General features: G+C 52.3%; 13 protein-coding genes and 2 pseudogenes. 7 read left to right on the top strand and 8 right to left on the bottom strand.

The window, feature by feature from the left end; translation table 11 throughout:
• Positions 1-2: 2 nt before the first annotated feature.
• Positions 3-1,151, bottom strand: a complete 1,149-nt coding sequence (locus AC2TEL_RS15485) for an efflux RND transporter periplasmic adaptor subunit (RefSeq protein ID WP_480841520.1) — start codon at positions 1,149-1,151, stop codon at positions 3-5.
• 65 nt (positions 1,152-1,216) lie between these two features.
• Here AC2TEL_RS15485 and AC2TEL_RS15480 point away from each other — a divergent pair, with 65 nt between their 5' ends.
• The 3 genes from AC2TEL_RS15480 to AC2TEL_RS15470 all read left to right on the top strand — a co-directional run bounded on the left by AC2TEL_RS15480 (position 1,217) and on the right by AC2TEL_RS15470 (position 3,225).
• Positions 1,217-1,864: a TetR/AcrR family transcriptional regulator gene (locus AC2TEL_RS15480; protein WP_480841518.1), complete on the top strand. Its 648-nt coding sequence runs from the start codon at positions 1,217-1,219 to the stop codon at positions 1,862-1,864.
• Positions 1,865-2,013: 149 nt separating this feature from the next.
• Entirely contained in the window at positions 2,014-2,310 is a 297-nt protein-coding gene (locus tag AC2TEL_RS15475; RefSeq protein WP_480841516.1) for an antibiotic biosynthesis monooxygenase family protein, read from the top strand.
• 33 nt (positions 2,311-2,343) lie between these two features.
• Positions 2,344-3,225: a sulfurtransferase gene (locus AC2TEL_RS15470; protein WP_480861628.1), complete on the top strand. Its 882-nt coding sequence runs from the start codon at positions 2,344-2,346 to the stop codon at positions 3,223-3,225.
• A gap of 737 nt (positions 3,226-3,962) precedes the next feature.
• Here the strand turns inward: AC2TEL_RS15470 and AC2TEL_RS15465 are convergent.
• Positions 3,963-5,115: pseudogene (locus tag AC2TEL_RS15465) on the bottom strand (IS3 family transposase).
• A gap of 441 nt (positions 5,116-5,556) precedes the next feature.
• On the opposite strand from AC2TEL_RS15465, the gene AC2TEL_RS15460 reads away from it, so the two are divergent.
• The 3 genes from AC2TEL_RS15460 to AC2TEL_RS15450 are packed head-to-tail and all read left to right on the top strand — an operon-like array spanning position 5,557 to position 10,685.
• Positions 5,557-8,733: a glycosyltransferase gene (locus tag AC2TEL_RS15460; protein WP_480905110.1), complete on the top strand. Its 3,177-nt coding sequence runs from the start codon at positions 5,557-5,559 to the stop codon at positions 8,731-8,733.
• Positions 8,730-9,782: a glycosyltransferase family protein gene (locus AC2TEL_RS15455; protein WP_480905107.1), complete on the top strand. Its 1,053-nt coding sequence runs from the start codon at positions 8,730-8,732 to the stop codon at positions 9,780-9,782. Before AC2TEL_RS15460 ends, AC2TEL_RS15455 begins: the two co-directional genes overlap by 4 nt.
• 12 nt (positions 9,783-9,794) lie before the next feature.
• Positions 9,795-10,685: a class I SAM-dependent methyltransferase gene (locus AC2TEL_RS15450; RefSeq protein ID WP_480861622.1), complete on the top strand. Its 891-nt coding sequence runs from the start codon at positions 9,795-9,797 to the stop codon at positions 10,683-10,685.
• 82 nt (positions 10,686-10,767) lie between these two features.
• On the opposite strand, the gene AC2TEL_RS15445 is transcribed toward AC2TEL_RS15450, so the two are convergent.
• From AC2TEL_RS15445 to AC2TEL_RS15435, 3 genes are all read right to left on the bottom strand, one after another.
• Entirely contained in the window at positions 10,768-11,139 is a 372-nt protein-coding gene (locus AC2TEL_RS15445) for a hypothetical protein (protein WP_480905104.1), read from the bottom strand.
• A 793-nt stretch (positions 11,140-11,932) separates the two neighbouring features.
• The gene (locus AC2TEL_RS15440) at positions 11,933-12,730 is read right to left on the bottom strand and encodes a DUF4422 domain-containing protein (protein ID WP_480861618.1); all 798 of its coding nucleotides are present in this window, start codon (positions 12,728-12,730) and stop codon (positions 11,933-11,935) included.
• Positions 12,731-12,736: 6 nt separating this feature from the next.
• Positions 12,737-13,462 carry a hypothetical protein gene (locus AC2TEL_RS15435; RefSeq protein ID WP_480861616.1) on the bottom strand — a complete coding sequence of 242 codons (726 nt, stop codon included), beginning with the start codon at positions 13,460-13,462 and terminating at the stop codon, positions 12,737-12,739.
• 267 nt (positions 13,463-13,729) lie between these two features.
• On the opposite strand from AC2TEL_RS15435, the pseudogene AC2TEL_RS15430 reads away from it, so the two are divergent.
• Positions 13,730-14,485 (top strand): annotated as a pseudogene (locus tag AC2TEL_RS15430) (IS5 family transposase).
• Positions 14,486-15,008: 523 nt separating this feature from the next.
• Here AC2TEL_RS15430 and AC2TEL_RS15425 read toward each other — a convergent pair.
• The 3 genes from AC2TEL_RS15425 to AC2TEL_RS15415 form a co-directional block, all read right to left on the bottom strand.
• Positions 15,009-16,823 (bottom strand): relaxase/mobilization nuclease domain-containing protein, encoded by a 1,815-nt coding sequence (locus AC2TEL_RS15425; protein WP_480905101.1) that lies wholly within the window; start codon positions 16,821-16,823, stop codon positions 15,009-15,011.
• Positions 16,820-17,245 carry a hypothetical protein gene (locus AC2TEL_RS15420; RefSeq protein WP_480905098.1) on the bottom strand — a complete coding sequence of 142 codons (426 nt, stop codon included), beginning with the start codon at positions 17,243-17,245 and terminating at the stop codon, positions 16,820-16,822. Before AC2TEL_RS15420 ends, AC2TEL_RS15425 begins: the two co-directional genes overlap by 4 nt.
• Positions 17,246-18,201: 956 nt before the next feature.
• Positions 18,202-19,662 (bottom strand): CAP domain-containing protein, encoded by a 1,461-nt coding sequence (locus AC2TEL_RS15415; RefSeq protein ID WP_480861610.1) that lies wholly within the window; start codon positions 19,660-19,662, stop codon positions 18,202-18,204.
• Between the last annotated feature and the right edge of the window lie 63 nt (positions 19,663-19,725).

Here is a 19,725-nt window from a genome sequence, read left to right as displayed (position 1 = left end):
GCTCAACCCTCGCCCGCTTGCGGCGTCACACGCTGGCCCGGCAGGAACGAAGCGAGAGGGGTATTTGCCACGCGCCAAGGGCCGGACCCTTCCGGCGCCGAAATTGTGATCGTGCCTTCGCTTCGGAACAAAATGTCCGGGCTGATCCGTTGCAGTTGGTCATCCTCCCCGACCAGCCAGATATGCCCGGCACGGGTCACTGTGCTTTCCGGCAGGGTCAGCGTGTCCGAAATCGTACGTCCCAGAAGCCGAACTTTCAGAAAGTCGCCGGCCAGTATCCGTTCATCGGGTGAAGCGACATCAAGAAAGACCCGCACCTGTCGCGTGTCCTGATCCAGAAACCCACCTCCGCGGCGCACCTGAGCCTCTCCCAGCAACGCCCCGGTGCGATGGAGCAGCTCCGCGTTGGCCCCGGATATCGGATGATCCAGAAGCGCCCAGTCCGCCTGGCTGAACTCGGCGACCAGTTCAAACTGCCTGTCGTCCGACAGGTGCAGGAGAGCATCGCCCGGAGCAACCGTTTGACCAAGGCTGGCAAAGCGACGTGTCACAAAGCCCGAAAACGGGGCAACCACGTCAGCTTCCGCCAACTCGGTGCGCGCCGCGCCCAGTCGCGCTTCGGCCGCCGCAACGGTTTTTTCCGCAATACGCAGTTGCGGTAAATTCAGCGCCAGGTCATTGGGTGGCTCCACCCCATCCCGATCAAATTGGCGTCGCGCAACCGTGACATTGTTCTGCGCGCGCAACAGTGCCAGTTTCGCCTGTTCAAGCTCCATCTCTGCAGCGGCAACCGCGCTGTTGTAGGGCGCCTTCTCAATCGAGAACAAAGGATCCCCCCGCTCCACCTTTGCCCCGGCCAAAGCAGCATCGTGAACTGCGATGATACGCCCGGATACAGCCGACCGCAGCTCGGCATCCCAACGTGGCCGAACCTCGGCGAAGGTTGAAATCTGTGCCTGTACCGTCTTGGGGGCCACGGTAACCACCGAAACAATAGGCGGTGGCGGCGCGGTCGTCGTTGCCTGCACGTCGATTGTGTCTTCGGTGTCGAACAGCAGGAACACGATTGCGACCAGCAGCACCAAGGCAAGTCCGATCCATAGCCATCGGCGTCTCGGGTTTTGCGGCGTTTCCGCGTGTATATCGGTCATGAAACGGCCTTTCTCAGCGCAATCGAATCCATCGCCTTGCGGTGGTGGATACGACGTCATATACTATGAACGATCGTTCGTTCAATATAGAGAATAAAAAAATGTCAGATGATGAAAAGGCAGGTTCGGTTCGAAAGAAGGCAACCGCCAGGCGGCGCAATCAGATTTTGGAAGCCGCGGTCATGTGTTTTCTCGAGCAAGGATATCACCAGACCGGCGTGCGCGACATCGCGGCGCGGGCCGGCGTCAGCCTTGGAAATCTCTACAACCACTTCCGCGGGAAGCACGATGTACTTGTCGAAATCGCGATGTTCGAGCGCCGCGAAATGGAACCTTTTCTGAAAATTCTGAATGCGAAGTCGCCGGCACCAAAAATACTCAAAAAGTTCATTGGCGCTTACGCCAAGTATCTGGCGGCACCGGAAAACGTCATTCTCACGCTGGAGATTTCAAGCGAGGCCGTTCGCCAGCCGGATATCGCACGGTTGTTTGTGGAAAACCGCGCGATGCTGACCGATGCGCTGGATGTCGTGATAAGGCGGGGAATAGCGGATGGTAACCTGCGTACTGTTCCGGATCCTCTCCAGGCTGCGCAATTGGCAATAGAAGTACTGGAAGGCAGTGCGTATCGCAGCGTCCTGTCCGAAATACCGATGCCCAAGATAGTGGGCAGCGTCGAGGATTTCGTAATGAGCGCACTTTTAGCGCGGTGAGGCGATTTCGGCCTTTGACATTCGAGTTTCAGTTCAGGTGTTAACAACGCCAAGTACGCTGGAGGAACTGTCGGATTCAATATGTGCTATGGTAGTGGGAAACGAGGCAGTCATGCGTCCGGAAACCGTAGAACCAGGAGAACGGTTGAATGATCATGCGAATTTTCCAGGTCGTGACTCGACCCGGCAAGGAAGAAGAGTTTGCACGTTTCTTTCACGAAACGGCGATCCCCCTGATGAAAGGGACTGAGGGTATCGTGCAGGTTCTTCCCGGGGCACCGCGCGCGGACTCACCTCGAGAATTCAGCTTTGTGATGGTGTGGGAGAGCCTGGACGCATTGAAAGCATTTGTTGGCGAAGACTATCAAAGCCCGCACATCGATCCGGCAGAGGCGGAATTGGTCGAATCCCGTACGATCAAACATTACGATTTGGTAGAAAACTGACACCCGTTACACTGATCTTCTGACGAGATCCAAATGACCCGCAACGATATCAGAAATCCCGATGCTCTTGTCACAACCGGGTGGCTGGCAAATCGATTGGGTGATCCCAAACTCAGGATATTTGACTGCTCAACGGTTCTGCAGTTTGAAGAGGGTGGGAAGCGACCTTATCGCGTACTCAACTGTGCGGACGAACATGAAGCAGGTCACATCCCGGGAGCGAGCTATTTCGACCTCCAGCGCGATTTTTCAAATGATGACAGCCCCTTCGGAATGACGCTGGAAGACCCGGCAACCGTTGCGGCAGCATTTGAAAACGCTGGTATCGATGCCCGGTCTCGTGTCGTTCTCTATAGCCGAAGAAGCCCATCCTGGGCCACGCGGTTTTGGTGGATGCTGCGATGGATCGGCTTCGACAACGCGTCTGTACTGGATGGCGGATACGAAAAGTGGCTAACCGAGGGTCGGCCAATTTCCACCGAACAAGAAACCTTTCCGCCCGGTCAGATTTCAGTCAGGCTTCGGCCGGAGCTATTCGTTTCCAAAGAAGACGTACTGGCTGCGATGGACGACCCGGCGACGTGTCTGGTGAACGCGCTTGGACGTGACATCTTTTCCGGTGAGAACGCGCGTTATGGACGGCCGGGGCGCATTCCCGACAGCATAAACGTCCCACAAGTCGAACTTGTGGATCCTGAAAGCCACGCATTCCTGCCTCCTGACATGATCGCGAAGGTTTTCGAGCGCGCAGGTACTGCAGACGCGGCAGGCCATATCACCTATTGCGGCGGCGGCATCTTTGCCACGGTCGACGCGTTCTGGCTCTATCAGCTGGGCCACGACAACGTTGCGGTCTATGAAAACTCCATGAGCGAATGGGGTCCGGATCCAAGCCTGCCATTGGAAACTGACTAAGCTGCGCTAAAGCCAGCGTGTGTTACAACAGAAAGCGACGTTTCGGTCGTGAGGAACCGCTTTTGTCGTGGGGTACCCCGCGTCAACATGGCCCTCACAATCAATTTACCAGTCGGGCTGTTCAGACATGGGCAAGGCCCCAAGTGGCACCTGCTTGTTCCCGCCGCGGCGAGTGGCTGCAACAGGTCGTGAACTCCCTTGTTCCATCAAACTATAGGATAATTCGTTGTGCTGCATTTGAGATTGCAACAGGCGCAGTGCGGAATTAAGATCTCGGTTGAGAGATGCAATCATACCCGTCATCACAAGGGCCTCACCATGCGTCAGCCCATCCCGGAATCCTTATTGGAGATACGCCGACTCAACAGCCCAGAAACGGGGTGCCTGTAACAATGCGCCACACACGTGATCTCTCTTCGATTCCTATGGCTAATAGGCAAGGTCGCAGGAGGCGCTACTCGATCTGTTGCCGCTGCGCGGACCCAGCTTGTGCAGAAGCTTCACATCGTCGCGGCTTGAGCTTTCGAGGCGACGTCGAGTTAAGGTTTCAGTCTACGGCCCTCTTCGTAGTTCTGAGGATCCAAACGATGATGTGATGGCTGTAATCGTCAAGGATGTTGCTGAGTAAGAACCTGCCCCAGATGATCACCTTGAAGTTAGTGAAACCAATCTACCGGAACCCCCTTGGTTGAGGGGCCTGAGCTACTCCCCAATGTTTAGGCAGTTTTTGGCGTAAGTTAAGCTACTCTCTGCTCCTGCTGATCGGGTTGGGTTTCGTCTTTTCTCAGCCAATAGATCACAGCTGGTGGTTTGCCGCCAAGGGCGGAATGGGGGCGTTTTTGGTTATAGAACTCAATCCATTTTCCGACGCCGACTATTGCCTCTGATCCGGTTTCCCAGGCATGCAAATAGACGCATTCGTATTTCAGTGACCGCCAGAACCGTTCGACGAAGATGTTGTCGAGGAACCGGCCCTTGCCATCCATTGAGATACGCACGCCAGATCGGCGCAATCGATCCGCCCAGGCAAAGGACGTAAATTGCGATCCCTGATCTGTGTTCATGATCTCGGGTGGGCCATATTGACCATCGCCTCATTCAGCGCCTCGACACAAAAGCCGGCCTCCAGCGTGTTTGATATCCGCCAACTCAGCACTTTGCGCGTGTACCAGTCGATAATTGCCACGAGATACAGGAACCCGCGCCGCATTGGGATATAGGTAATATCCGACGCCCAGACTTGATTGGGCCGTGTCACGCGCAGCCCCTTCAGCAGGTAGGGATAGGTCTTGTGGCCCTTTGCAGGCTTGCTGGTGTTGGGCTTTTGATAGATGGGCATGAGGCCCATCAACCGCATCAGACGCCTGATCCGCTTTTCATTGACCAGATGCCCGTCGTTGCGCAGATGCCAGGTCATCTGACGCACACCGAAGAACGGCGTTTCCAAGAACTGCTCGTCGATCTGGCGCATGAGTGCAAGGTTCAACACCGTTTCGCCGTTGGGCTGGTGGTAGAACGAAGACCGTGAAATCGACAGCAGCTTACATTGCTTGCCGCTAGACAGGTCGGGATTGCCCGGCTCGATCATGCCGCGTCTCACTTCACGCCCCAAGGTTTGAGCTTTCTTGCCAAAAAATCGTTGGCCACGGCCAGCTCCCCGATCTTGGCGTGCAGCTCCTTGACCTGCTCTTTGTCAATCTCCGGCGCTTTCTTCCCGCCTCGCTCGAACACGCCGGATGCGCCTTCAAGCAACGCACGTTTCCAACTGTGGATCATGGTGGGATGGATGCCAAACTGGCTGGCAAGCTCAGCCACCGTGCGCTCTCCCTTCAACGCTTCAAGCGCGACCTTCGCTTTGAACTCAGGGCTGTGGTTCTTTCGTTTCGACATCTCTGATCTCCTCGTCGTCGAAGATCAGCAGACAGCAAATCGTAGCTTACGTCAGTGTCCGAATTTCGGGGGGTAGCTCATTTATCCAGCCTATGCGTACCAGGCAAGTGGCCGCCCTTCACCAGACGGATGGATTCGAGTCATTTCGAAGGGAATAGATTAACTCATCATTTTCATCTGGTGTCATGCTTCCTTGAGCAACCCGGGCGCAACTGACTGACGTGGGACATTGAGGGGGTCCAAAGCCAATTTGGCCAGGTTCACCGGCACAGCGTGTTGCAAGTATCCTTTGGAAGCTTAGGCTCTGGAAACGCTTCTCGTAATCCGCTATTGGCGTCATGGATGGCCTTGGCCTTGACGATAGATTAGCACAATCTCCAACCAGATCTGATTTAATAACGGTTAGACTATCTACTGCCGTGAAACGAAGGGAAACTACTTGTGAACACGCAAGAAACTTCTGAGAAGACGCTCCAAGACCTGTACAAGGCGCACAGTGGAAAAGTCAGCGACAAATGGTCTTCTTGTTTGGTATTCTACGACGATATTTTTCGGACATTTCGAAATCAGAAAGTACGTATTCTTGAAATTGGCGTCCAGAATGGCGGCTCCTTGGAGTTGTGGTCGAAGTACTTCCCAAACGCCGAAAAAATCGTAGGTTGCGACATAAACTCAAGGTGCCGTAACCTGCAATTCGAGGATGAAAGAATATCTGTTGTTATTGGCGATGCTGCTACAGAACATACAGCAGAAGAAATATTCGGAATCGCTGAGGACTTCGATATCATTATTGATGACGGGTCCCACGAATCCGGTGATATTATAAGGGCGTTTGCCCGGTACTTTGAAAGACTGACCCCCGGCGGCGTTTTTGTCGCCGAAGACTTGCATTGCAGCTATTGGAAGGATGAGTTCAATGGCGGTTTGAACGCACCTTTTTCTAGTATTTCATTTTTTAAGCGTATTAGCGACATGGTGAACTATGAGCATTGGGGCACTGAGTCTGCTCCCAGCGAAGCCCTCGAGTATTTCTCCAAATTCTATAACATTGCGTTCAACGACAAAGAGTTGTGTTCTATCGAAAGTGTTGTTTTTAGAAATTCTCTGTGCGTCATCCACAAGGCTGAGGTCAACCCCGTACTTCTTGGAACGCGTGTTGTTGTAGGAGGGAGTGCTGGCGTAACAAGTGACCCAGTACTCGCCAATGGCTCGACGCTTGCTGCACCGGATCAATCCTCGAATGTCTGGGGTCCAAGCCTCGGTTCTCCAGAAAAAATTGTAGCTAGTGTTTTCGAAAGGCGCGCGAAAGAAGAACAACAGAAAAAACGTCTGGACGAACTTCAGAAAACAATCGAACAACTCAGCAAGCAAAATCGTTCAGTGCTTCACGGAGCAAACGACCTTGCGAAAATGATCCAATCGAGCAACCGAATCTTCAGGCATCCGATACGATCCCGCCTTACCTCCATGGCTTCACGCTGGGCAGCCGCACTTCCTGGATTACCTCAACGGCGGCGGGAGAAGTTTCTTCGCTCCGCAAAAAAGCGGGACATCTCCGCTTTGCTTGAAGGTTTGACGAAGGCACTACTCGATTATCGCAATATGTCCTTGTCGTCCGCTACTCAGTATACAAACCGCCTCGAAATTGACCGGGATGGCACGGCGTTGCCGATACATACTGATATTAAGGAAGTCGATATTGTAGTGTGCATCCACAATGCTCTTGACAGTGTAAAGTCCTGCCTATCGTCAATCATAGCCAACACATCTCCGCCCTACCGGTTGATATTAGTCGATGACGGGAGTGAGTACGAAACAAAACGGTATCTGGAATCCTTTGCGGACGCTCAGGGCGCCGAATTGGTAAGAAACGACACTGCCGGTGGGTACACAAGGGCAGCCAATTGTGGACTTCGGGCTTCCACTTCATCTTGGGTAATCCTTCTGAATAGTGACACAATCGTGCCATTTGGCTGGATTGATGAATTGCTTAAAGTTGGCGAATCCGATCCGCAAATTGGCATCATCGGACCGGCTTCAAATACAGCTTCCTGGCAATCAGTGCCCTTGCTATTTGATGAAGACGGAGATTGGTCCGAAAACCCGCTTCCTGAGGGCGTGAATGTCCAAAACATGCAGGAGATTACTTCTTCTGTCGCACCCCCTCAAGGAATTGACCTACCGTTCCTCAATGGGTTTGCCTTCATGGTGCGCCGAGAGTTGATTGAGGATATTGGTATTTTCGACGAAGAAACGTTCGGCGCAGGATACGGCGAAGAAAACGACTATTGCGTTCGTGCGCGAAAAGCGGGGTGGAAGCTTGTGTTCGCCCCAAACTCATACGTCTACCACGCACAATCCAAGAGCTACAGCACTCAAAAACGCTTGAAACTCGCAGCAGATGCAAATGACAACCTCATGTCCAAACATGACGGGGATCGGGATATTTTTCCCCAAGTCACTTATTGTAAAAACAATCTTGCTACGTTGTCGCTCAGAGCGCGAGTTGAGACCGCATTGAAGGATTTCAACGCCCCGGCCCATCCTTACGCTGGCAAACGGATAGCGGTACTCTGCCCGATTGGTTGCGCGGGGGGCGGCGGTAACATACTTGTTGAAGAAGCCAAGTGCTTCGAAAGACTTGGCGCCCAAGTCTGGCTAATAAATTTGCGCCCAAACCAATTGGCGTTTGAAGAAACCTATGATTGCAACCTAGCAAGTTTATACTTCAACCACGCAGGCGAAATACGAACATTTTTGCAAAAAAACTCATTGCAATTTGATGCGATTATTGCGTCGGCATATTTTACAGTAGATTGGCTCCCGAATCGGTTTGAGGGCAAAACTGCCCGTTTGGGATACTATATTCAGGATGATGAACCCGCGTTCTTCGAAGAAGGCACGACGAGGTTGAAAAAGGCCTTGCAGTCATATGAGATATTGGGGCGAGCAACAGGTTTCACCAAAACAAATTGGAATGCGGAAGCCATAGAGCAACGTGGATTTCCGAGACCGGCCGTAATTGGCGCATCAGTGGATTTGTCGCGTTTCCGACCAAAGGGCCGAAATGTAAGTAAGACAGAAAGCGTGCGGATTGCCGCGATGTTACGGTTTGAAGAAGGTAAAGACAGACGCGCACCAAGGCGAACAATGCGGATCCTAAACCAACTGGCTCACTCTTATGGACAGCAAATAGAACTGATCGTATTTGGGAGTGAGCCAGATCATGCCGGGAAATCAATGCTTTCAGAAGAAGTGAAAGATATGGGCATTCTTCGCTCGAACGAGGTTGCTATGCTTTTGCGAAGTGTCGATATTTTTCTTGATTTTTCAGATTGGCAAGCAATGGGTCTGAGCGCTATGGAAGCCATGGCAAGCGGATGCGCAGTGGTCGTGCCGCGCAACGGTGGTGTCGGAGACTATTGTGTCGACGAACATAATGCTCTGATCGTTGACAGCCACGATGAAGACGCTTGCTATGGCGCCGTTCGCAAACTTTTGAATGATCCGATGCTATTGGGGCGCTTGCGGCGTGCTGCAACCCGGGAAATATGCGCGTTTACCCAAGAGCGAGCCGCAAGACGTATACTGGATGTACTCTTCGGAACATCGGCATGACACTCCGTGTTCATATTATGCCTGAAACGACGGCGAACCTGCCCTTGTGGGTGTGTGCTGAACTAAGGTTGATTAAGCCGCTAACGCATCCATCAGTGGGTAATCGATTGGAAGTCAGCTACAGTTTGGATGGTACTTTGCCCTGCGGTCGCCTTGATGTGGTGTTGATGCAAAGACGTGGATGGCCCAATCTGACGTTGAATCAAGCGCAGTTACTGGTACAGGAAATTCGTGCTCGCGGCGCGAAACTGATTTATGACATCGACGACGATCTGCTTTGTCCTCATCCCATTCCTGCGATCGACGCTGAGTTAGAGCGTGGGCGCTGTATTGTTCGATTCTTAGCTTATGAATCCGATTTGATCATATGTTCCACTGATCAATTGGCCTTGCGTATGGCTTCATGGCATGCACCAAAAATGGTTTGGCAAAACGCACTTGATGAACGGATGTTCGAGCCACCCAATTGGAATCGAATGGGAAATGTTAAACGTCAAATAGTGGGTTATGCCGGTACCCCCAGCCACAAACGCGACCTTTTATCTGTCGTGGAGACACTGCGTCGCACTTTATCGCAACGGGCAGATCGCGTCGGTTTGGATTTTTTTGGCACAGCCGATACAAGTACTCTCAAGGGCCTATTCGGCACTTTACTATCCAATGAGCCACGCTCGGCAACCGACTATTTATCTTACCTAAAAACCATGCAAACAAAAGTTCGCTGGGATATTGCGATTGCGCCATTGCTACAATGCAAATTCAACACGTCAAAATCAGACATCAAGTTTTTGGAATACAGTATGTTTGGCATCCCAGGCGTCTACAGCAAATCGGACGCATACGAGGTTGTTTCAGATGGAAACCTGGGGATTACCGCAAAACACGCGACATTTGGCCGTGCCGTATGCGATTTGCTCGACACTCCTGAACGCCGGCGTATTATTGCGCAAAATGCTTATCAATATGTCATGCAAGAACGAACTCTCGCAACTTGCGCATGCAAGCTTGTGAGAATAATCGAAACTGCAACATTAGCACCAGCTAGATAAACGAGGCTTGCAATGGGTATACGCGGCTTTCTAAGGAAGCAGAAGACCGACAAGGCGGTCAAACCCGTCGGTTACATAGATACTTCGACGCCTGAACAGGTGAATAGTATTCGAGGAACTCATTCTCTTATTCGGCCACGAGAAGATGCTCGGTTTCACCGAGAGACTCTTGCTGCAACTTTGGGGCAGCGGGGCCTGACCCTTGAAATTGGGCCGTATTTTCATCCAATTGTGCAAGGTGATAATGCACGTTACTTTGATGTATTCGATAGTGCAGAATTACGTCGGCGAGCAGCGGAAGACCCCAACCCAGTCGTGACACCAGAAACTGTCGCTGAAGTTCACTACTCTGATCCAAATGGCGATATTTCGACAATCCCTGAAAAATTCGTAGACGTCGTAAGTTCCCACTGCATCGAGCATCAGCCAGACCTTATCTCTCATCTAGAAAAGGTCTTCGATCTACTGGAAGAAGGTGGCCGTTATGTCGCTTTTGTACCAGACAAGCGATTTTGTTTTGACCATTTTTCGCCCTATTCCGCGGTCGCAGACGTCCTTCAGGCCTCTTCTGAAAGACGAAACCGGCATACACTGGCCTCAGTTGTTCATCTGTTGGCTGGGCGAACCCATAATGATGCGAGCCGGCACTGGAGCGGCGATCACGCTGATCAAGATTACCACTCATTATATGCGCAGCGTGTGAGGCAAGCTTTGGATGTATTTCAAAAGGCGCAAGGCGACTATATCGACTGCCATGCATGGCGTTTCGATCCAGATCGTTTTGCCGAAATCTGCACAATACTATTCGAGTTGGGACGTATTAGACTTAGGTTAACTGATATCGGCGACACTCGCGAAAACACGCAGGAATTCAGTGCAATTTTCATTAAGCAATCTGCGTAAAATGTTACTAATTGAATTTATCTCGTAGGCTGAAGGGGTCACTTATTTCGCACTCAAACTACCTTCAAACAATTGGAATGGATCATGTCAAAGCCCCTTGAATCTTGACGCGGCGCTGATCACAGACACTCTGACACAGACGAAAGCTATGAATTGTTATCTGTTGGTCTTCGACGCCGAAGAGATACGAAATGTCAAAACGGAAAAACCACTCGCCTGAGTACAAAACGAAAGTCACGCTTGAGGCTTTAAACGGTAAGCGAATTGTGGCTGAGCTTGCCAGCCAATTCGGCGTCCATCCCACGATAATCCACAGCGTGAAACGCGCCCAACTGAAAGGCGAGGCCGGCAAGTTTGAGCGCGGTGAGGTAATCACCCAGAGATCGACGAAGGGCAGGTCCAAGAATTGCACGCGAAGATTGGCAATTTGGCCGTCGCCTTTAATTCTTGTCATATAAAAATACGTAAGCCATGGATCTGCAAGTGAGGCGCAGTGTGATTCAGCATGGCAACACGAACTTGTTGAATGGCAATTTGATCATCAGGAGCAGACAGTAGCTTAAGCTGCGCCAATGCCTTTCCAAGCAGTTGAGAGTAGCTCAGTTTGCAGGTATTCCGAGAAATCCGATACACCGGTTGTGTGGGTTGAACCATGTTGCGAACGGTGAGAGCTCACGGTTCACGCGTGTCGAAATTTTGAAAGAAAAAGCACATGGGTGCGAACTATTTTCTGCCTAACTTTTTCTTTCGCATCCGCGGTGATGGACAGGATTGCGGTCGCAGATAGAGTTCGAAAAAGAGCGCTTCAGCGTGAGGATACTGTCTTTTCAACCATTTGTGCATAACTGGCCAATAAAGCTTTGGTTGTTTTAGGCACTAAGCGTGTTTTGGCAAGTTTGCAAAGCAACAGCTCTGGTTCACTTAAGCGACAAAGGTTCGAATATGAAACTGAAGCCCCGACATCGAAGGATGTCGCTGGCTAGTTGTTGAAACCGAACGATCTACCAAAGTAGAAATCAGTCCTTTGCGAGACAGTTTCCTTAGGCTCGCGATGCCTCATAGCCATCTTGATCCCCCGTTATCCGGAACTATGTGGCCACCCACTTCACTACATAAAGTCATGAGTACTAAGACCTTTTTCTGATTGGGGAAACTGACGACTTTCGCCACCACACATGCAAATTGTCAAACTGCGCAGAAAGCACCCATCTGAACTGGGATGCTCGGGATGCAATTTGTTCGTCCAGTTAATCAAACCTCAACATTGAACGGCTTACAACGTGCGACTTGGAATGCATAAGGTAAACACCAAAGATTCTTTCAGCCAGATATCCGAAGAGTCTGAACACATCCCGATACTGCTTCAAGCTTTCAAGAACTTCGAACAGGAAGTCATAGTAACGTGCAAATGACTCCCATGGCGACACAAAACAATTGTTAAAATAACCACGATAACAGTCCAAGCAATTCGCAACGATAGCTTGGGATGTCATACGCACTAGGATTGCTCTCATGTCGTGCCAGGCGTCGATATACTCCGCCTGGCCAGGGTATAGATCCTTGATTGCTTCGAGGTACTGCATCTCGACACTTTGCTTGTAACCTTGGAAGTTCATTTCGTTCGCGATAAATTCTGCGCCGCCAGTTTCTAGCTTCAGACCCCGATCCGATAATCTCGAAAGATGACGTAAGTAAACATCTCGCAATTTTGCATCAACAGACACCTCACCGTCAGGTTGAGATGCGGCCGCAAAGCATAGAGAATTTAATGATTTTTGCCAAAAAAAAGGCCGTCCAAGAAAGAACATTCGCCGGTACTGCATTATGGCTACATGGCTGGCACGGCCCTCGTAAACATTTCGTATGTGATGATAGAGACGCAAATCCGCGAAGACTGGCAGGGACGAAATGCTGCCCACAGACGCAGTATCCGGTTCAGGGCCAAGGGTATCCGTGGTGCCCAAACTCGCTCCGATATGAACTGGCCGCAGATTGCGCGTTTGAAGATCAATATTACCTGTGTGATCCGCAATGAATATTGGCATATGGCCTCAATCCAACAAATTATGCGCGTCAAGGTATCTGTTGATAGATGGCCATGTTCCGAGATCAACATAACTTTCCACGGCGAAAGCCCGTATTTTCAACCCAAGCGTGTCCAGATCTACCTTCTCTCTCGCTACAGACTTCATCATAAAGTCCAGCACTTTTGGGCCGACCTTTCCCCGAAATCCAAACGAAGCCCAATACGCATTAAATTCCAAAGGATCACTTTCTGCAGGCTTGTCGCAAAAACGCATGACTTTCGAATCTTCGACGTACAACGCACCCAAGCTAGACAGCTTTTGTCTACTATTTTCAGATACATACGCAAATACGAGATCGGCCCCTCCCTCGAATGCCTGTGAGTATTGATCTACGAGGAGTTCCTGAGATTTCATTGTCAGAACGGAATCGGGGAGCAATGCGACGTTTCGATCCCCGAAATGCATTTCGGCAGAATGAATACTCCCGGGCCATTCCGAGTATTTGTCGTTGAAGTAGACACGTTCAACTTTGAGCATGTCAGACACTTTGCTTTCCGCATACGTCGCTACGTTTTCTTTTCCAGGTGCGAGGACAACAACCACTTTCTCAGTCGAGGCCGTGTCCGCAGTTGTGTGTGACAGGCTGTAGTCGATCAGACTTACATCGGGTTTTATTCTGTGTATCTCTTTTGGATAAGGAAGTCCGAGGCGGGTGCCCAAGCCGGCGCACGGTAGAATAAAGGTGATCATTTTTTTCCACTCGACATTAACTCGAAAATTTGTTCGTTGACTTAGCAGGACTATAACCGGAATAACAACCTTCCAGAGTGTATAATAGCCCAGTTTGACTGAATTAAACGCAGGTCAATGCAACTTGTGCAGACCGAGTGTGCGGTTGCGACACTCGAGAAGTTGCCTCGATTTTTGCGGGGCGGAAGTTTGCCCTCGAGCTAGGGTCAGGATGCATTGAATTTTGCTTCGCTGCGTGATTCACGGCTCGGAAAACGGAGCTGTGACATGAGCGATCTTTATTGGCTGACCGACGAACAGGTGGCCAAACATGCCCCCAATTTTCCGAAGTCGCACGGAAAGCCTCGGGTCGATGACAAACGGGTGTTGAGTGGGGTTAACCTCATCAATCGTAATGGCTTGCGTTGGCGAGATGCCCCCAAGGAATACGCGCCGCACAAAACACTCTACAGCCGGTGGAGGCGTTGGAGCGAAAAGGCGTTTTCGCGCGGATAATGGCCAGCCTGGCCGAAGAGCTCGGCGAAAAGAAGACGGTCATGATCGACGCGACCTATCTCAAGGCACACCACACCACGACCAGTATGGCCGCGAAAAAGGGGGCGTGGTCGCCTGATCGGTCGAACCAAGTGCGGTATGAATACCAAGTTGCATGTTATCTGTGATAGCCAAGGTCGCCCGCTCAACCTGTTCGTTACCTCCGGGCAAGTTAGCGATTACATCGGCGCTCGGGCTTTGCTCATCAGTATGCCAAATGTGGACTGGCTGCTCGGAGATCGCGGCTATGACGCTGACTGGTTCCGAGACGCGTTGAAAGACAAAGGGATACGCTCCTGCATCCCCGGCCGAAAGCAACGCAAGACGCCGATCAAATACGACAAGCGCAGATACAAACGGCGAAACCGCATCGAGATCATGTTTGGCAGGCTCAAGGATTGGAGGCGCGTCGCAACCCGCTATGACCGAAGCCCAAATGTCTTCCTCTCAGCCATCGCACTCGCAACAACCGTCATTTACTGGTTATGAATCCTGACACTAAGAACCTGCCTATTGTGAATGGGCAGCATTCTCGTTGGATAACGGCGGCAAATAAATAGCTTCTGCAATCTCATAAGATGAAACCGGGATTTGACATTTGCGACGGGCTGGCCATGGGATTCGGCCAACCCGTCTAGGGGAGCGTTGAGTGGTTATTTGAAACCGCACGAAATTCACACGGCGTGCCATCAAGGGAATATGATGTAAAATACATTGTTTCCTTTTTCGAAACAAATTGTTTTTGTATGACTAGTAATCACTTGGCTAGAATTAGGACTTGAGTGGCTGAACCCAAGTGTAGTGGACCTTCGTTGACGATGACCGAGCCTCCAGTCTCTGAAGGCGGTTACCAAGAGCAGTCATATGATTCTCCACTTTCCTTTTATTTGACCAGAAGGTTCGGATCACGTTTCGAAGTTTCGCCTTCCTAGGCTTTCATGCACTCTTCCAGTGCTGGGGTAACGAGTAGCTCGTAGAAGCCGCCATCGGATCGCTTGGTTCATCTGCGTCTCTAAAGGCTATGCCCATCATCCTCGCGGCTGTGCACCGCTTGCTCACGCATATGAACAATCTCCTGCACAACCTCGGCAATCCTGCTCGACGCAACCTGATGCAATTCACCAACAACTGCCTCAGCCCGTTGATAGCTATCCGGCACCCCTCGATCGCGGAGATGCGCCGCGGCGGTTGAGATATCCGCGCTCCGCCATGCCATCGTCGTGCCCAGAGCCACAACCTCATGATCGTTGTACCGGGCCAAAAACGCGTTGCCATCAAGCCCAATGCGATTTGCAGAAGCGGCGATCTCTTCCCTCACGGCCAGCCATTTCTCAGCCTCGGTTGGATCCAGTGCATCAAGCTGGGCCGCGCTCAAGGCGGTGGTGTACCTCTTGTCCTCGATGGTGAAGGCCTGCAGATCCGGATCGTAAGGGCGCATGTCTGCAACCTCCCCTTTCAGCTCGCCGATCTGTACATCCATTGCAGCGCGCAGCCCGGGATCTTCTACCTCGCGCGCCAGGCTTTCCATGTTGTCGATAGATTTGAGAATGTCGGACGTCTGTGCTTCAAGCGTTGCAAGAGCATCTTCGCCCAGATGGTCCTGCATGTAGCGAACGTAGCGACTGGACGCTGGGACATAGTCCTTGGATGTCTGGAAATCGCTGTCTCCCACGATATCCGCGAGCGCGGACAAATGGGGATGGCTTTGCTCATCATCTCGAACGTCGTTGATATGGGCGACGACCTGAGCCTTCAGATCAGGATCGAGCGTTTCTAGGTTGGCCCCCGACCGCTGGTGCTGCTCAAAGGCTTCCATGATTGGCCGGGATACATAACTCGGACCACCCGGCTCTCCATAGTCGTCAAAATGATTGGCCTGGTTCAGCAGATATTCCAGTCTTGAGACCACAGGGGCGTCTCCTTCAATGAGTTGGATGGCAAACTCTTCGATCTTCTCTTTGACGGCATTGGCGCGCGCATCAAAAAGATCGGACATACGGGCGATGGACAGGGCCATCACATCACCCGCTGCATCGCGGGCCATAATCTCGACGTCCGGGGTGGTCTCGACCACCGACATCCCGGCTTGAACCTTCCAGGTGTCGGTCTCCACCTCGTGACGTAAGCCACGTTCAAGCCGGGTGGTGGCGACCAGTTCAATCCCGAACTGTTCTGCCACCTCAACCTGGATCGACCGCAGCCGGTCGATATTCATCTCACTGGTCATGCCGGTCTTGAGCCAGTGCCCATGGTCCACACCTCGGCAGTTCACCACCAGATGGACATGCGGGTTCTCGGTGTCGTTGTGAAACACCGTCAGGTAATCCCAGGTGTCGCCAAACTCTCCGCTGCCGAAGACACGTTCAGCAAACTCAAGACCGGCCTCATGGGCCGCGTCCGCATAGGTCCCTTCCGGGAAGGACACGATCATATGGCGGGTATATCCGTAGTTGGTTTTGCCCGAGAACCCATCCGCCCAGCTCTCGATGAGATCACCAACCTGATCAGCATCGAGCGGGGTCACGCCATTGTCCCGGATGTCCAATACACCCTCCGCCCGGACGGTCAGATAATTGATCTGGCGGCGTAGTTCCTGTGCGTTTTTCACCCCACCCTTTCGGACAATTTTGACAACAGCTTCTGGCTTACCAAACACGGCCCCAAGCCGGGCTTTAATCGACGATGCGCGCGAGATCAGGAACTTCATGCGTCTGGCAGTTTGCAGCTGAACATCGACCCGCTTGGATTGATCGATCCCCTTCTGCGCTTCCCGGAAGGCAATCTCGAATAGATCAGCGGCAGTGAGATCAAGGGCTGCCGTTGTCATGTTCCGACATCCTCCCCTTCCTCACGCAGGATCCTCCGAATGGCGGATCCCGGTTCCCGGTTTCGGCGCGCTGCAGTGATCAGCGCCTTCAGATCCTGGCGCTGCTGAATGATGGCACGATGGAGGTTCTCGACATCCCGCCGATCATCATCCGTCCAGATCACGCTGCCGCGCTTGGCCGATTTTGCGAGCTGATTGAGGTTGGTGTAGCCCCCTTGGATCTGGCGCAGGTGCTGCTGCCAGAGATCCACCAGGGCCGGATCGGGATCAAGATATCCGATCAACCGGTAGATCAGTCGCTGGATGATCTGGTTGCGGCTCTTGGCGCCGAGCGCACCCACAGCCGTCTCCAAACGCTCCAGCGCATCCACTGGCAACCGCACAGAGAAAACGGTGGTTTCTTTGGCCCTGCTCTCGCTCACAACCTGCTCACTCGAAATCTACTCTTGGTTGAGTCATTTTGTAACACAACTACCTTATCCTCTCATACGCTCCAAGAGGAAACCGGGGGTGATTTTTAGAAATCCGTATTTTCTCAAATTGCCCTCGGAACAGTTTTGCTCTTGGAGGCACTCTCCACGCCGGGAAAAGGGTCCCGCCCCTTTTCCCGGCCAGCAGGCGTGGGTGCCGGTGGACTGGCGCAGGGCAATCACGCAAAGCGGGAGCTGCCCGAACAGCGCCCGTCACATTCCGGCACGTTCAAGGTCAGTATGGCATCTTCCGCGCGCCTCAGCGCGCTCAGTTTCCCGCCGCTTGCGCGGCGGGTGTGGCAGGTTTGGCTGCTGCCGCATCGCAGAGGGTCAGCGCCCCTGCCCGGTCTTAGGACCGCGCGCCACCTGTGGCGCATATGTGGTCCGGCCTCTAGCCGAAGCAGAAGAAAGGGCGGCTTGCGTCGCCCTGCCCTCTTGTCATTCGGTGACCGGCTCGTCATCGGTGCGCTTCGGGAAGGCCACCATTTCGACGCCCGGGAAACGGAGCTCTGCGCCTCTCATTACCGTCGGTAAATACGTTGACTGCGGATGAGAAGCGCCGGTTCCCGTTAGACACATCAGGGTGTTTACCGGCTCGTAAAAGGACATGCGCCTCACCCCCTGAGAATAGAAGGTTGTCTGCATGAACGTGTTTATTGGATTGAATGAATCTTTGGAGAGCACTGCTGCCTGCGTGGTGTCCGAGTACGGGAGAAACACCTAGGCGACTGAGTCCGCAATTGAGCCAGAAGCACTCACTTAGGCGCTTAAAGAAATCAACGTCAAAGTTCTATGTTCTGGCTTAGAGGCCGGACCTCTACCTCAGTGGCTTCACAAACAGAGCCTTCTCCTCTGAAGCGAACCGCCATTATGGTCAAGAAAACGAACCTCATGCGATAATTGTGATTTTAGATTAAGGAAAGCGCGTCATCTTCTACCCTCAAAACCGAAAATACGACATCTTCGTAGTCTTGGTCGCCGCCGCCCGTCAGATCCTCAAAGCCAATGCGCATCGAGTGACCACCGGCGGCAATGCCGGAAAGCGCGTGTTGGTGGTCATCGATATTCAGCGAAGCCTTTTCGGCATGAAATGCATTTAGTTCCGTTATGATCCCGTTAATCGCCAACAGTAAATCATAATCGTCGTCGACGTCCGCAACGCCACCATTGCTTGATCGGAACTCCAGCACATCACTGCTCGCGAGCGAGTTGGCCCAATCAGCTGCATTCTGAACCACAAAAAACCCGAGTCGACTACCATCTGCCACATCATTGATAGTGACCGCACCAGTGTCGTGATTTGTATTATTAAAAAGTAGCCGAACGTTCGCGATCTCTCCGTTGTCGAGAATATCGTACACGCCCAGGGCGTTATTGTACCCGGCATGCCCGATATTGTTGAGGGAAATATGGAAATCGGTTGCCCCGTCACCAGCAAGGAATTCTTTGTTGACGATCCCGTTGATACGGCTGTTGTCCACCCTTGCGCCGTCCGACAGAGCTGGCAAGAAATTGGCGAAGCTGATGTTGGTGTTTCCGTCTCGAGCAACGGCAAAGAAGTCTCCACCGGAGTACCCACCGCCAAACGAAATCGTAACGTCCGCGTCACCATCACCATCAGTGTCCACAGTGAGTTCCGAACTTCCATTAAACCGGATATTTGACCGGCCCGGTTCAACACCTTCGAGGATCAGTTTATTGCCAGTCCCCATATTGCTGATTGTATCTCTGTTCAGCTCTGTCGGGGTACCGCTGAGAATTCCATTGTAACCCTCGAAAGAGAAATGTTCGCTCGATGTTGTAGGATTCGCTCTGTGTCCTGTGTCCGGCGATCCAACAATGATCGCCGGACCCGCAGGCGGTTCCACCGGTGGCGTCGGTACATCAGGCGCGGGGGCAGGACCACCGCCGGTATCCAGCTGCACCCCAGCCGAAGTGCGCGCGAAATTCTGGGTCACCATGATCGCCGGAAAACTCCGAAACGTACCTGTTTCGATGCCGATACCAATATACTGCAGGTTGGGGTTGAGAATGTTGGCGCGGTGGCCCGAACTGTTCATCAGCGAATTATGAAGATCAATCACATCATCACTTAACCCAGGAGCGCCTCGCTGGCTTTGCCAGGCAATGTTTTCAGCTGTGCCCCACGCACCCGACAGGACAAAGCCAGAGTCCCGAATGCGTTGAGTGGCAGAGCTCCCGCCACTTCCGGTATGTGAAAACGTTCCCGTACCAAGCATCCAGGAACTATGGTCTTCGGCCGCGTCATTCAACCGCATTTCAAGCTGCACGGTATTTAGGCCGCGCGATGTACGCTCGGCATTAATCAGATCAAGCATCTGACGTTCGAGAGAGTTTGCCTTTGACATCAGTGGACCTCCAGAAATTCTGAAATAGCGTCTGGAGCAACCATGGCGAAAATAGGGCGGATC

The organism is Ruegeria sp. HKCCD9138, assembly GCF_057220975.1.
Note: the sequence above shows the minus strand (reverse complement) of the source record. Positions and strands in the feature narration are given on the sequence as shown.